The 13,937-nt window shown below is 70.9% G+C and carries 8 protein-coding genes; 5 read left to right on the top strand and 3 right to left on the bottom strand.

The window, feature by feature from the left end; all coding sequences use genetic code 11:
• The first annotated feature begins 70 nt into the window (after positions 1 to 70).
• Positions 71 to 670: a hypothetical protein gene (locus ACZ7L1_RS17960; protein WP_471438199.1), complete on the top strand. Its 600-nt coding sequence runs from the start codon at positions 71 to 73 to the stop codon at positions 668 to 670.
• A gap of 128 nt (positions 671 to 798) precedes the next feature.
• Here the strand turns inward: ACZ7L1_RS17960 and ppdK are convergent, their stop codons facing one another.
• Together ppdK and ACZ7L1_RS17950 are read right to left on the bottom strand one after the other, a co-directional pair.
• Positions 799 to 3,492, bottom strand: a complete 2,694-nt coding sequence (gene ppdK, locus ACZ7L1_RS17955; protein WP_471438524.1) for a pyruvate, phosphate dikinase — start codon at positions 3,490 to 3,492, stop codon at positions 799 to 801.
• 504 nt (positions 3,493 to 3,996) lie between these two features.
• Entirely contained in the window at positions 3,997 to 5,217 is a 1,221-nt protein-coding gene (locus ACZ7L1_RS17950) for an ROK family protein (protein WP_471438197.1), read from the bottom strand.
• A 130-nt stretch (positions 5,218 to 5,347) separates the two neighbouring features.
• Between ACZ7L1_RS17950 and ACZ7L1_RS17945 the strand changes: the two genes are divergently transcribed.
• The 3 genes from ACZ7L1_RS17945 (at position 5,348) to ACZ7L1_RS17935 (ending at position 11,177) form a co-directional block, all read left to right on the top strand.
• Positions 5,348 to 6,925: an MGH1-like glycoside hydrolase domain-containing protein gene (locus ACZ7L1_RS17945; RefSeq protein ID WP_471438195.1), complete on the top strand. Its 1,578-nt coding sequence runs from the start codon at positions 5,348 to 5,350 to the stop codon at positions 6,923 to 6,925.
• Positions 6,922 to 8,859, top strand: a complete 1,938-nt coding sequence (locus ACZ7L1_RS17940; protein ID WP_471438194.1) for an amylo-alpha-1,6-glucosidase — start codon at positions 6,922 to 6,924, stop codon at positions 8,857 to 8,859. Before ACZ7L1_RS17945 ends, ACZ7L1_RS17940 begins: the two co-directional genes overlap by 4 nt.
• 287 nt (positions 8,860 to 9,146) lie before the next feature.
• Complete coding sequence (locus ACZ7L1_RS17935) at positions 9,147 to 11,177, top strand: LTA synthase family protein (RefSeq protein ID WP_471438193.1); 2,031 nt, start codon at positions 9,147 to 9,149, stop codon at positions 11,175 to 11,177.
• Here ACZ7L1_RS17935 and dusB read toward each other — a convergent pair whose 3' ends face one another.
• Positions 11,178 to 12,320, bottom strand: coding sequence for a tRNA dihydrouridine synthase DusB (gene dusB / locus ACZ7L1_RS17930; RefSeq protein ID WP_471438191.1), 1,143 nt, complete (start codon positions 12,318 to 12,320; stop codon positions 11,178 to 11,180). It lies immediately after the preceding gene.
• A gap of 82 nt (positions 12,321 to 12,402) precedes the next feature.
• Here dusB and ACZ7L1_RS17925 point away from each other — a divergent pair, with 82 nt between their 5' ends.
• On the top strand, positions 12,403 to 13,848 hold the full coding sequence (locus tag ACZ7L1_RS17925) for an MFS transporter (RefSeq protein ID WP_471438190.1): 1,446 nt from the start codon (positions 12,403 to 12,405) through the stop codon (positions 13,846 to 13,848).
• The last annotated feature ends 89 nt before the right edge of the window (positions 13,849 to 13,937 follow it).

The following is a 13,937-nucleotide window of genomic DNA, read 5'->3' as shown; positions in this document are numbered from 1 at the left end:
GTAGCGCCGGGCGCCGAGTCCGCGGGACGCCCCACGGCCGTTGTCAGAGCCGACTGGCAGAGTGTTCGACATGGAGCAGCAGCAGCGCACGTCAGTTCGCCTCGTCGTCGTGGACCCGGAACTCGACGCTCAATGCGATCGGGTGGAGCAGCACTTGCTGGTCCCCCTGGCCGAAGCTCCCCGTGAGGCATGTGATCACGCGCTGTTCGCGGACGGGCTCGCCGCCTTCCGGCGCGTCCGGGTGACACTGGCCGAAGCGGTGGCGCGCGGACCGCGGGTGTGGACGCCGAACGGCCGTTGGGAGCACGAGGGCCTGCGGGTCGCCCAGCTGCCCACCGAAGAGACGGACCTTTTGTACGCACTACTGCGTGAACTGTCCGGGGCCCTTGTCGCACCTCCCGAGCCGTCGCGCGGCGTCGCCGCGTTCCTCGGCGAGGTCTCGTCGAACGGAGAGTCCGCGGTCGGCCTGGTCGGTGCGTTGGCGCGGGTGCTGTCGATGGTGGACCTCGCGCCCGACGCCGACACCGATGTCCTCTTCGCGGCGTTGCAGATGGCCGGGGACGAGGACGTGCGGCTCTCCCACGCCCAGGAGGAGGCGTGGCAGCGGCTCGCCCACCGCGTGACCATGCTGCTGACCGAGTCCGCTCCGCTGCACCGTTTCCTGCACTGATACGAGAGGGCGGCACCCCCCGCACAGGGGTGCCGCCCTCTCTCGGTGCTCCGGAGCCGTTGCCGTGTCGGTGAGGGTCGGGGTGACCGGCGGCGGTTCCGGCGTTCGGTGAAGGTCCGTCCGAAGCCCTACCGGTGGTCGCTTCCCTGCGACTGCGACGCCGCCCGGCCGGCCTCCAGGCGGGCCACGGGGATGCGGAACGGGGAGCAGGAGACGTAGTCCAGGCCCACCTCGTGGAAGAAGTGCACCGACTCCGGGTCACCGCCGTGCTCGCCGCACACGCCGAGCTTGAGGTCGGGGCGGGTGGCGCGGCCCGCCTTCGCGGCGTCGCGGACCAGCTTGCCCACGCCGTCCTTGTCGATCGTCTCGAACGGGGAGACGCCGAAGATGCCCTTCTCCAGGTACGCCGTGAAGAAGCTCGCCTCCACGTCGTCCCGGCTGAAGCCCCACACCGTCTGCGTGAGGTCGTTGGTGCCGAAGGAGAAGAACTCGGCGGCCTCCGCGATCTGATCGGCCGTCAGCGCGGCGCGCGGCAGCTCGATCATCGTGCCGATCGCGAGGTTCAGCTCCGTGCCCGTCGCCGCCTCGACCTCCGCGATGACCTTGTCGGCCTCATCGCGGACGATCTCCAGCTCCTGGACCGTGCCGACGAGCGGGATCATGACCTCGGCGCGCGGGTCGCCCTTGGCGGCCTTGCGCTCGGCCGCCGCCTCCGCGATCGCCCGCACCTGCATGGTGAACAGGCCGGGGATGACCAGGCCGAGACGTACGCCGCGCAGGCCGAGCATCGGGTTCTGCTCGTGCAGCCGGTGCACGGCCTGGAGCAGGCGCAGCTCGTTCTCGTGCGGCTCCTGGCGGGACTCGGCGAGGGCCACGCGGACCGACAGCTCGGTGATGTCCGGCAGGAACTCGTGCAGCGGCGGGTCCAGCAGGCGGACCGTGACCGGCAGACCGTCCATCGCCTCGAAGAGTTCCACGAAGTCCTGCTTCTGCAGGGGCAGGAGCTGCTTGAGCGATTCCTCGCGCTCCGTCTCCGTGTCCGCGAGGATCAGGCGTTCCACCAGCTCACGCCGGTCGCCGAGGAACATGTGCTCGGTGCGGCACAGGCCGATGCCCTGGGCGCCGAAGCGCCGTGCGCGCAGCGCGTCCTCGGCGTTGTCGGCGTTGGCCCGCACCCGCAGGCGGCGCTTGCGGTCCGCGAAGGCCATGATCCTGTGGACCGCCTCGACCAGCTCGTCGGCGTCGTCGGCGCCCGCGTGCATCCGGCCCTCGAAGTACTCCACGACGGGGGACGGGACGACCGGGACCTCACCCAGGTACACCTTGCCGCTCGAGCCGTCGATGGAGATCAGGTCGCCCTCCTCGACGACCTGCCCGCCCGGCACCGTCATCCGGCGGCGCTTGGTGTCGACCTCCAGCTCCTCCGCACCGCACACACAGGTCTTGCCCATGCCGCGTGCGACGACGGCCGCGTGAGAGGTCTTGCCGCCACGCGAGGTCAGGATGCCCTCGGCCGCGATCATGCCGTCCAGGTCGTCGGGGTTGGTCTCGCGGCGGACCAGGATGACCTTCTCGCCGGAGCGGGACCACTTCACCGCGGTGTACGAGTCGAAGACCGCCTTGCCGACCGCCGCGCCCGGCGAGGCCGCGATGCCGCGGGCGACCTGCTGGACCTTCGCCTTCTCGTCGAACCGGGGGAACATCAGCTGCGCGAGCTGCGCGCCCGTCACCCGCTGCAGCGCCTCGGCCTCGTCGATCAGTCCCTGGTCCACCAGCTGGGTCGCGATGCGGAAGGCTGCGGCCGCCGTGCGCTTGCCGACGCGGGTCTGCAGCATCCACAGCTTGCCGCGCTCGATGGTGAACTCGATGTCGCAGAGGTCCTTGTAGTGGTTCTCCAGCGTCTCCATGATCTGCATCAGCTGGTCGTACGACTTCTTGTCGATGTTCTCCAGCTCCGCGAGCGGGACGGTGTTGCGGATGCCCGCGACCACGTCCTCGCCCTGCGCGTTCTGCAGGTAGTCGCCGTAGACGCCCTGGTGGCCGGAGGCGGGGTCCCGGGTGAAGGCGACGCCCGTGCCGGAGTCGGGGCCGAGGTTGCCGAAGACCATCGAGCAGACGTTGACCGCGGTGCCGAGGTCGTGCGGGATGCGCTCCTGGCGGCGGTAGAGCTTGGCGCGGTCGCCGTTCCAGGAGTCGAAGACCGCCTTGATGGCGAGGTCCATCTGCTCGCGCGGGTCCTGCGGGAAGTCGCGCCCGGCCTCGGTCTTGACGATCTTCTTGAACTTGGTGACCAGCTTCTTCAGGTCGGCCGCGTCGAGCTGGGTGTCGTCGGCGACCTTCTTGGCCTCCTTGGCCGCCTCCAGGGCGTCCTCGAAGAGCTCGCCGTCGACGCCGAGGACCGTCTTGCCGAACATCTGGATGAGCCGGCGGTAGGAGTCCCATGCGAAGCGGTCGTCGCCGGCCTGCTTCGCCAGGCCCTGCACGGACTTGTCGGAGAGCCCGATGTTCAGGACGGTGTCCATCATGCCGGGCATCGAGAACTTGGCCCCGGAGCGGACGGAGACGAGCAGCGGGTTGTCGGGCTGGCCGAGCTTCTTGCCCATCTTCTTCTCGAGGGCCTCGAGGTGCGCGCTCACCTCGTCACGCAGTGCCGGGGGTTCCTCGCCGCTGTCCAGGTAGACCTTGCAGGCCTCGGTGGTGATGGTGAAGCCCGGAGGGACCGGCAGGCCCAGGTTGGTCATCTCGGCGAGGTTCGCGCCCTTGCCGCCGAGAAGGTCCTTGAGGTCCTTGTTGCCTTCGGTGAAGTCGTAAACGAACTTCATGCCCTCGACGCCGTTCTCTGTTACGTGGCGATCTTTGTTTTCCGACACGGTCTCGACTCCTCGAGGACGCGGTGGCTGCCCTGACGGCGAGGAACATACCCAGATCAAAGGCGTCTGGGTACGTCCACTTGTCGGTCATGCGCCCGTAACCACTCGTCCGCCACCGGATCGAAAGTCAAGGCTTGGCAAGTGGCGTCCGGGCGATGTTTTCACTTGTTGAAGACATCAACGCCCGTAGAGGGGGTTTGATGCTCACATGAGCGGGTCTCGACACTTCTGATTTTCGATCGATGAACGATCAAGGGGTGACACTCAGTGCCACCCCTTGAGGAAGTGCAACCGCCCAAGATCCGCTCATCTGAGCGCAACCCCTATCAGGGGTGGCGAGAATCACGCTAACCGAGGTCGCCCGATTTCACCATGCGGACGCCGATCCGGACCGAAATGCAACTGTCACGCTCACGACAAGAACGAGCGGAGGATCTCCGGCACGGGCTGGGGGCTTCAGACACCCAGTGCCTTCAGCCGCTCCTCCACCCGCTCCGGTGCGTACAGGCGCTCGACGACCGACGCGCCCGCACCCACCAGCCCCGCTCGCTCCCCGAGCCGCGAGACCACCACGTCCAGATGCGCGGTGGAGCGGGGCAGCGCCCGCTGGTACAGCAGTTCCCGTACGCCCGTCAGGAACGGCGTCCCGGCCAGGTCGCCCGCGATCATCAGCACCCCCGGGTTCAGCAGGGTCACCACGGTCGCCAGCACCTCCCCGACCCTCCGCCCGGCCTCCCGCGCGAGCGCGACGGCCTCCGGGTGCCCCGCGGCCAGCAGGTCCCGTACGTCCGAGCCCGAGGCGGCCTGCACCCCCGCCTGAGCCAGCCGACGCGCCACGGCACCACCGCTCGCGACGGCGGCCAGGCAGCCGTAGGACCCGCAGCGGCACAGCGCGTCGGCGCCCTCGGGGACGCGGATGTGCCCGATGTCGCCGGCGCCCCCGTCGATGCCGCGGTAGATCCGGCCGTCCACGACCACCCCCGCGCCGATCCCGGTGGAGACCTTGACCAGCACGAACGCCCGGCAGTCCTGGTGCGCGGTGCGCTGCTCGCCGTACGCCATCAGGTTCGCGTCGTTGTCGACCAGGACGGGGACGTCGGCGGCGCCGCGCGCGTGCTCGGTGAAGGCGCGGGCGAGGCGCCCCGTTATGTCGTAGCCGTCCCAGCCCGGCATGATCGGCGGCTGCACGACCCGGCCGGTGTCGATGTCGACCGGCCCCGGCACCGCGAGGCCGATCCCGCAGACCTCGTGCGCCTGGTGGCCCGCCTTGTCGATGAGTCCGGCGAACCAGCGGCCCAGTTCACCGAGGACGTTGTCCGGGCCGTCCTCGAGGAGCAGGGTGCCGGTGTGCTCGGCCAGGATCTCCCCGGTCAGCGTGAGGACGGCGGCGCGGGCGTGCCGGGTGTCGAGATCGGCGGCGAGCACCACGGCATGGGCGTCGTCGAACTCGAGCGTGATCGAGGGGCGTCCGCCCAGCGGCGAGTCGACCGGTCCGCCCGCACCCTCGCGCAGCCACCCGGCCCGGAACAGCCGGTCCAGGCGCTGGCCGACCGTGGCCCGGGACAGGCCGGTGGCCTGCTGCAGGGCACCCCGGGTCGTGGCGCGGCCACTGCGCACCAGTTCGAGCAGATCTCCGGCGCCGGCCGACGCGCCCGGCTTTCCGGCTCTTCCGCTCATGCGCACCCCCTTGCGTTCACCAACCTTGCATTACATAGTGAGTTTTGCGTGTTAAATAGACGTAACCCTACGGTAGCCACTGCCGAACCGCGCCGAACCATCCGGCCGCACGTCTTTCGGGGAGACCTGAGTGGAGCGCACGACCCAACTCACCGCCCGCCGTACGGAACCGGCACCTCCCGCGCACCCCTCGGGCTCACCGACCACGTCCCGCCCCTGTGAGACCACCCCTTCCGGAGCACCTGTATACGAACCGGACGTTCCCGGATCGCTGCACGTCAGGGCGGCACGAGTACTCGACGTCAACTGGACGGGGACGTCCACGGTCCCCTCGCGCGGGCTGTACCCGCACCAGTGGTCCTGGGACTCGGCGTTCATCGCGATCGGGCTGCGCCACATCTCACCGTTACGGGCGCAGACCGAGCTGGAGACGCTGCTGGACGCACAGTGGGCGGACGGGCGGATTCCGCACATCGTGTTCAACCCCTCCGTGCCCTTCGACGCGTACTTCCCGAGCCCCGACTTCTGGCGCTCCTCCACGGCCGGGCGCGCCGCGGGCGCCCCACGCACCGTACAGACCTCGGGCATCGTGCAGCCACCGGTACACGCGCTGGCGGCCTGGCTGGTGCACCTGGCCGACCCGGGGCTGTCCCTGGCGCGCGGCTTCCTCGCCCGGGTCTACCCGCACCTGGCGGCCTGGCACCGCTATCTGCTGCACCGCCGCGACCTGGGCGGCGGCGGGCTGGCCTCGGTGGTGCATCCCTGGGAGCAGGGCATGGACAACAGCCCCGCCTGGGACGCGCCGCTGTCCCGGATCACCCCGGCCCCGGCCCGCTCGTTCCGCCGCGCGGACCTGGCCCACGGCGCGGCGGAGGATCGGCCGACGGATCTGGACTATGGGCGGTACGTACGACTGGCGACGGAGTACCGCGACGGCGGATACGCCGACGGAAGCAGCCGCTTCGCGGTGGAGGACCCGGCGTTCAGCGCGCTGCTGATCGCGTCGGAGCACGCGCTGGCCCGCATCGCCCAGGAGTTGGGCGCACCGGGGACGGCACGGCACGCCCGCGCGGAGCGCCTGACGGAGGCTCTGGTCGACCGGCTGTGGGACCCCGTGGAGGGGATGTTCTTCTGCCGGGACGTGTATGGGGGCGAGACGCGGGAGAGCGGTGCTCTCGATCGAGATCAGCGCTTTGGGAGCAGCGCTCTCGGGACAGAGCGCCGCTCCCCCACCGGCACCCTCGTCCCCGAGCGCACCGTCTCCGGCCTCATCCCCCTGCTGCTGCCCACCCTCCCGCGCGACATCGCCACCACCCTCGTCCGCACCCTGCGCGGGCCGCACTTCTCGCTCGGCGACGCCACCCGGCTCGTGCCCAGCTACGACGTGCTCGGCGAGGCCTTCGATCCACACCGGTACTGGCGCGGGCCCGCCTGGTTCAACACCGGCTGGCTGCTGGAGCGCGGGCTGCGCCTGCACGGCGAGCAGGCGGACGCCGACGCGCTGCGCGAGGCCCTGCTGGAGACCGCGGGCACCTCCGACTTCGCGGAGTACGTCGATCCGTACACCGGCGAGGCGTGCGGAGCGGTGGGCTTCGGCTGGACCGCCGCCCTCACGCTCGACCTGCTCCACGACCACCCCGGACAGGGCGTGTCCCCGACGGGCACCGGCACGTTCGACAGGAGTGACAAGGGAGGGGGCCGGGGATGACGGACCGGCATCATCTGCTCGTGTGCGGCGGGACGTTCGCCGCCGTGAGCGACAGCGGGGACATCAGCGGGGTGCGGGGCGTCACCTCCCCGTCCGGGTTCTTCGTACGGGACGCACGCCATCTGAGTCGCTGGCAGCTCACCGTGGACGGCGCGGTGCCAGAGACGCTCACGCCGGTCGCCGACGGGGACACGGCGCGCTGCGTCCTCGTGCCGCGCGGAGGCCGCCAGGAGCCGCCGGCGCACACGCTCTTTCGCGAACAGGCCGTCGTCGACGGTGCGTTCGTGGAGTCGCTGCGCGTCACCAGCAACCGCCCGGTGCCGACCACGGTCCGTGTCGCCGTCACCGCGGACGCCGATTTCACCGACCAGTTCGAGCTGCGCTCCGACCACCGTACGTACGCCAAGACGGGCGCCGTGCGCTTCCGCCGGGTGCTCGAGGACGGCGTGGAGTTCGGCTACCGGCGCGGCGAGTGGCGCTCCTGTACGAGGCTCACGGCCGAGCCCGCGCCGGACGGTGTCGAGGAGACCGGCACGGGCGCCCGGCGCCTTAAGTGGACGCTGGAGCTGGAGCCGCACGGCTCGGCGGAACTGTCCCTGCGGGTCGCCGCCCGGCCGCACGGGGCGGCGCAGGACCCGCTGGTCCCCGCGTCCCCGGCCGCCGCCAACCATCGACTCCTCCGCCTGGAGGGCGAGTTCATGGAAGGCATCGCCTTCCCCACCGGCTGGCCCGAGCTGGCCACGGCCTGTGCGCGGGGCCTGTCCGACCTGGCCGCGCTCCAGGTCCCGGCGACGGGGCCCGACGGCGAGGAACTGCGCGTCCCGGCGGCCGGCGCGCCCTGGTTCCTCACGCTCCTCGCCCGCGACGCACTCCTGACGTCACTCTTCGTGCTCCCCTACCGCCCCGAGCCGGCGGCGGCCACCCTGCCCGCCCTCGCCGCGACCCAGGCGACCGAGGTCGCCGCGGGTTCGGTCGCCCAGCCCGGGAAGATCGTGCACGAGGTGCGGCACGGGGAGCTGGCGCACTTCGGGCAGGTGCCGTACGGGCGGTACTACGGCTCGGTCGACGCGACACCGCTCTTCCTGGTGCTGCTCGGGGCCTACGTCGAGCAGACCGGTGACACGGCGATGGCTCGCCGCCTGGAGCCCCACGCCCGCGCGGCGATCGGCTGGATGCTGGACCACGGCGGCCTCACCTCGCGCGGTTATCTGGTCTACCGCGCCGACCAGGGCGGCCTCGCCAACCAGAACTGGAAGGACTCCCCCGGCTCGATCTGCTCCGCCGACGGGAGCCGCCCCACCGGGCCGGTGATGGCGGCGGGCGCGCAGGGGTACGCGTACGACGCGCTGCGCCGCACCGCGCACCTGGCGCGCACGGTGTGGGGGGACGAGGTGTACGCGGCGCTGCTCGAACAGGCGGCCGCGGATCTGCGCGACCGCTTTCAGCGGGACTTCTGGATGGAGGAACAGTCGTTCCCGGCGCTGGCGCTGGACGGCGAGGGCCGTCAGGTGGACGCGCTGGCCTCGGACGCGGGGCATCTGCTGTGGTCGGGCCTGCTGGACAAGGAGTACGGGGAACTGGTGGGCCGCCGCCTCCTGGAGGAGGACTTCTTCTCGGGCTGGGGCGTCCGCACCCTGGCCGCGAACCAGGCGGCGTACCACCCGATGTCGTACCACCGCGGCTCGGTCTGGCCCCACGACAACGCGCTGATCACGCTGGGCCTCGCCCGTTACGGCCTGCACGACGAGGCCCGTGCGGTCGCCCACGCCCTGGTCGACGCGGCGACGGCGACGGGCCACCGGCTGCCGGAGGTGCTCGCCGGGTACGGCCGCGACAGCCACCCGGAGCCGGTGCCGTACCCGCACGCCTGCGTCCGCGAGTCCCGCTCGGCGGCGACACCACTCGCCCTGCTCACGGCGGTGGGCGGGGCGTAGGGCCGGCTACAGCCGTGAGCAGGGCGTAGCCCCCACAGACACCCGGGACCGCGCGGAGCCAATGGGCGGGCGGCGCGCGGCCCCGGGGCGACTCCTTCCCGGCGCCTCGCCTGTGCGACCCGCCGTGCTCCCGGAGTGGTTGACCTGGGATTTGCCGGGTGTTTGCCGGGTGCTGGGGCGTCGTGGTGAACGCATGTACCCGGCCACCCGTACGGGATGACGGCGGGCCGGCCTCCCCAGCGTGGCCCGCCCCTCCACCACGGGCTTCGCACGGAAGGACCCTCGGGTTGCCTCTCAACACGCGCGCACCACACACGACGAGCAAGGCGGGGGCGGCCACCGACGGGGTCCTGCCGGCGGAGGAGGACGAGCGGCCGGCGGAGGAGGACGAGCGGCCGGCGCCGGAGGCGGAACCCGTCGCTCCCGACGAGCCCGCCGACCGTGAGGCGGAGCCGGACACCGAGGACGCGCCCAGGGCCGGAAACGAGGCGGCGGAAACCGAAGTCGCACAAGCCGAAGCGGCGGAAACCGAAGCGGCGGAAACCGAGGCCGCAGAAACCGAAGCGGCAGAAACCGACGCCACGGAAACCGACGCCACGGAAACCGAGGCGGTGGAGAACCGGGCCGGCATAGCCAACGGCCCCCGGCCCCGTTTCCACCCGCGCACCTGGCGGGTCGACCACCCGCTCGCCGCCCGCGTCCTCGGCATCACGGTCACGGTGCTCGCCGGTGTCCTCGTCGTCGTCTCCCTCGTCATGCCCAACAGGCTCGCGAGCTTCCGGCCGGCCATGTTCACGCGGATCCCGGTGGAGGCGCTGATAGGGGGCGTCGTGCTGACCGCTCTGCCCCGGCGGCCGCGGCTGGTCGTCGCCTGGGTCGGCGGTGTCGCGCTCGGCGTGCAGACCATGCTCAACCTGCTGGACGCCGGCTTCTACCAGTACCTCGGCCGCGACTTCAACGCCGTCCTCGACTGGCCCCTCCTCAGCGACGCCTACTCCTACCTCCAGGACACCCTCGGCGGAGCGGGCGCCCTGGGAGTCCTGCTCGCGGCCGTCGCGATCGTCCTCGTCGTCCTCGCCCTCTCGGCACTCTCGGTCGTACGGCTCGGCAACGTCATGGCCCGGCACCGCACCACCAGCACCCGTACCGTCCTGCTGCTCAGCATGGTGTGGATGACCTGCACCGTCCTCGGTCTCCAGTTCGGGGGCGTGTCGCTGGCCGCCGAACGCACCGTCACGATGCTCAAGGTCCGCTCCGACCTCATCCGTCAGACCATCAGGGACGAGCAGGACTTCGCGAAGACCGCCAAGGTCGACGCCTTCGGGGCCACCCCGGGCTCGCAGCTCGTGCCCGATCTGCGTGGCAAGGACATGATCTTCACGTTCATCGAGAGCTACGGGCGCAGCGCCATCGAGGACCCGATCATGGCACCCGGCGTCGACAGGACCCTCGACAGCAGCACCCAGTCCCTCGCCAAGGCCGGCTTCCACGCCAAGAGCGGCTGGCTGACTTCCGCGACGTACGGCGGCAGCAGCTGGCTCGGCCACTCCACGTTCCTGTCGGGCCTGTGGATCGACAACCAGAACCGCTACCGCACCGTCACCACCAGCGACCACCTCAGCCTCACCAAGGTGTTCAAGAAGACCGGCGCCTGGGACACCGTCGGCATCATGCCCGGTGTGCAGAAGGGCTGGCCGGAGCAGAGGTTCTACGGCCTCGACAAGGTCTACAACGCCTTCGAGATGGGCTACAAGGGCCCCAAGTTCAGCTGGTCCACCATGCCCGACCAGTACGCGCTCGAGGCGTTCCAGCGCCTGGAGCACGGCAAGAAGCGCGACAAGCCGCTGATGTCGGAGATCATCCTGACCTCCAGCCACACCCCCTGGGCCCCCATCCCCAAGATGGTCGGCTGGGACCAGCTGGGCAACGGCTCGATCTTCGACGCCATCCAGAAGGCGGGCAACACGCCCGACTACACCTACACCAGCGACACCCACTCCAAGGAGGAGTACGGCAAGTCCGTCCAGTACTCGGTGACCGCCCTCACCCAGTTCCTGGAGCGCTATGGCAACGACGACACCGTGCTCGTCTTCCTCGGCGACCACCAGGCGAACGCCCACGTCAGCGGCAACCACGCCAGCCATGACGTGCCCTGCACGATCGTCGCCAAGGACCCGAAGGTCCTCGACAAGATCGCGAGCTGGGGCTGGACGGACGGCCTGCGGCCCGCCCACAACGCGCCGGTGTGGAAGATGAGTTCGTTCCGCGACCGCTTCCTGACGGCGTACGGCTCCACGCCGCACCCCTCCGAGGACTGATCAGCCTCCGGAGGTGTCGAGCTCCGCGTCCTCGCCGACCCCCGCGCAGTCGTACGGGTCCTTCAGCCAGCCGTCCGGCAGCACCACCCGGTTGTTGCCGGACGTACGGCCGCGGGGCCCGTCGGCGCCGGACGGCCACGGCTGGTCGAGGTCCAGCTCGTCCAGGCCGGCCCGCAGCTCCTGAAGGGAGGAGGTGATCGCGAGCCGCTTACGCATCTCGGAGCCGACCGCGAAGCCCTTCAGGTACCAGGCCACGTGCTTGCGGAAGTCGATGACGCCGCGCGACTCGTCGCCGAGCCACTCGCCGAGCAGGGTGGCGTGCCGGACCATGACGTCGGCGACCTCGCGGAGTGTCGGCCGCCGGAAGTCGCCGGTGCGCCCCTCGAAGGCCGCCACCAGGTCCGCGAACAGCCACGGACGCCCCAGGCACCCGCGTCCCACCACGACACCGTCGCAGCCCGTCTCGCGCACCATCCGCAGCGCGTCCTCGGCCGACCAGATGTCGCCGTTGCCCAGCACCGGGATCTCCGGCACGTGCTCCTTCAGCCGCGCGATGGCGTCCCAGTCCGCCGTGCCGCCGTAGTGCTGGGCGGCCGTACGCCCGTGCAGCGCGATGGCCGTCACACCCTCCTCTACGGCGATCCGCCCGGCGTCGAGGTAGGTGATGTGGTCGTCGTCGATGCCCTTGCGCATCTTCATGGTGACCGGGAGGTCGCCGGCGCCGCTGACCGCCTCGCGCAGGATCGCCCGCAGCAGGTTCCGCTTGTAGGGCAGCGCGGAGCCGCCGCCCTTGCGGGTCACCTTCGGCACCGGGCAGCCGAAGTTGAGGTCGATGTGGTCGGCGAGGTCCTCCTCCGCGATCATGCGGACGGCCTTGCCGACGGTCGCCGGGTCCACGCCGTACAGCTGGATCGACCGAGGCCGCTCGCTCGCGTCGAACTTGATCAACTGCATGGTCTTGTCATTGCGCTCGACCAGCGCCCGGGTCGTGATCATCTCGCTCACGAACAGGCCCTTGCCGCCGCTGAACTCCCTGCACAGGGTGCGGAACGGCGCGTTCGTGATCCCGGCCATGGGCGCGAGCACGACGGGCGGCTGGACGGTGTGCGGGCCGATCTGCAAGGGGGACTCGGTCATGGGCATTGCCCCATTGTCGCGTACCGGCAATGACCATGCAGCACTCATTAGTTAGACACACTATCAATGTCGGCGTAGCATGGAGCCCATGCCCGAGCTCAGCCACCGCCGACGTCTTCTGGTGCTCGCGATCTGCTGCATGAGCCTGCTGATCGTGAGTCTTGACGTCACCGCCCTGAACGTCGCGCTGCCTTCGATGCAGCGGGAACTGCACGCGAGCGTCTCCGGCCTGCAGTGGACGATCGACGCGTACACACTGGTCCTGGCCTCGCTGCTGATGCTCGCGGGTTCCACGGCCGACCGGATCGGCCGCAAGCGGGTCTTCATGACGGGCCTGATCGTCTTCAGCGTCGGCTCCCTGCTGTGCTCGCTCGCGCCGAACCTCGAACTGCTGGTCGTCTTCCGCATGGTGCAGGCGGTGGGCGGTTCGATGCTCAACCCGGTCGCGATGTCGATCATCACCAACACCTTCACCGACGCCCGTGAACGCGCCCGCGCGATCGGGGTGTGGGGTGCCGTGGTCGGCATATCCATGGCTGCGGGTCCGCTGGTCGGCGGGCTGCTGGTGGAGTCGGTCGGCTGGCGGTCGATCTTCTGGGTCAACCTGCCGGTCGGGCTGGCCGCGCTCCTGCTCACCCTGCGCTTCGTCCCCGAGTCCCGGGCGCCCAAGGCGCGTCGCCCCGACCCGGTCGGCCAGCTGCTGGTGATCGCCCTGTTCGGCTGCCTGACGTACACGATCATCGAGGCCCCCGACGCGAGCGCCGCAAGGATCGTCCCGTTCGCCGTGGTCGCGTTCGCGGCCCTGCTGGGCCTGTTCTGGTACGAGCCGCGCCGCGCCGAGCCGCTCATCGACCTGCGCTTCTTCCGCTCGGCGCCGTTCAGCGGGGCCACGGTGATCGCCATCAGCGCGTTCGCGGCCCTCGGCGGCTTCCTGTTCCTGTCCACGCTCTACCTGCAGAACGTGCGCGGACTGGACGCGCTGCACGCGGGCCTGTGGATGCTGGCGCTGGCGGCCCCGACGATGCTGTGCGCCCCGCTGTCCGGCCGCCTGGTCGGCAACCGGGGGCCGCGACTGCCGCTGCTGGTGGCGGGCTGTGCGATGACCGCGAGCGCGGTGCTGTTCGCGGCCTTCGAGGCGGAGACGTCGAACACCATGCTGCTCGTCGGCTACGTCCTGTTCGGCATCGGCTTCGGCTTCGTCAACGCCCCCATCACCAACACCGCCGTCTCCGGCATGCCCCGCGCCCAGGCCGGCGTCGCCGCGGCGGTCGCCTCCACCAGCCGCCAGCTCGGCCAGACCCTCGGCGTGGCGGTGGTCGGCGCGGTGCTGGCCTCCGGGGTGACGGCGTCGGCCTACCGGGAGACGTTCGTCTCGGCGGCCCGCCCCGGCTGGTGGATCCTCGTCGCCTGCGGTGCGGCCGTGCTGATCCTCGGGGCGCTCACCACCGGCCGGTGGGCCAGGAGGACGGCCGAACGCACGGCCGACCGGCTCGAGTCCCCCGAGGTTCGTGAGGCCTCCGGCGTCTCCGCCTAGTGCTGTGGCCGGAAAGGTTCACCGGCTCGCGACGCCCGGCACGGCACCTCGCCGCGTTGTCGCATCGCCCGAGTACATCCGGTACGCGG

The sequence above is a fragment of the Streptomyces sp. NPDC107546 genome, from assembly GCF_055639175.1.
This window is presented reverse-complemented; position numbering and strand designations above follow the sequence as displayed.

Bases quoted from the DNA above. Each gene is read 5' to 3' on its own strand.
- ACZ7L1_RS17960 (WP_471438199.1), top strand. From the start codon at position 71: ATGGAGCAGCAGCAGCGCACGTCAGTTCGCCTCGTCGTCGTGGACCCG.
- ppdK (WP_471438524.1), bottom strand. From the start codon at position 3,492: ATGAAGTTCGTTTACGACTTCACCGAAGGCAACAAGGACCTCAAGGAC.
- ACZ7L1_RS17950 (WP_471438197.1), bottom strand. From the start codon at position 5,217: ATGAGCGGAAGAGCCGGAAAGCCGGGCGCGTCGGCCGGCGCCGGAGAT.
- ACZ7L1_RS17940 (WP_471438194.1), top strand. From the start codon at position 6,922: ATGACGGACCGGCATCATCTGCTCGTGTGCGGCGGGACGTTCGCCGCC.
- dusB (WP_471438191.1), bottom strand. From the start codon at position 12,320: ATGCCCATGACCGAGTCCCCCTTGCAGATCGGCCCGCACACCGTCCAG.
- ACZ7L1_RS17925 (WP_471438190.1), top strand. From the start codon at position 12,403: ATGCCCGAGCTCAGCCACCGCCGACGTCTTCTGGTGCTCGCGATCTGC.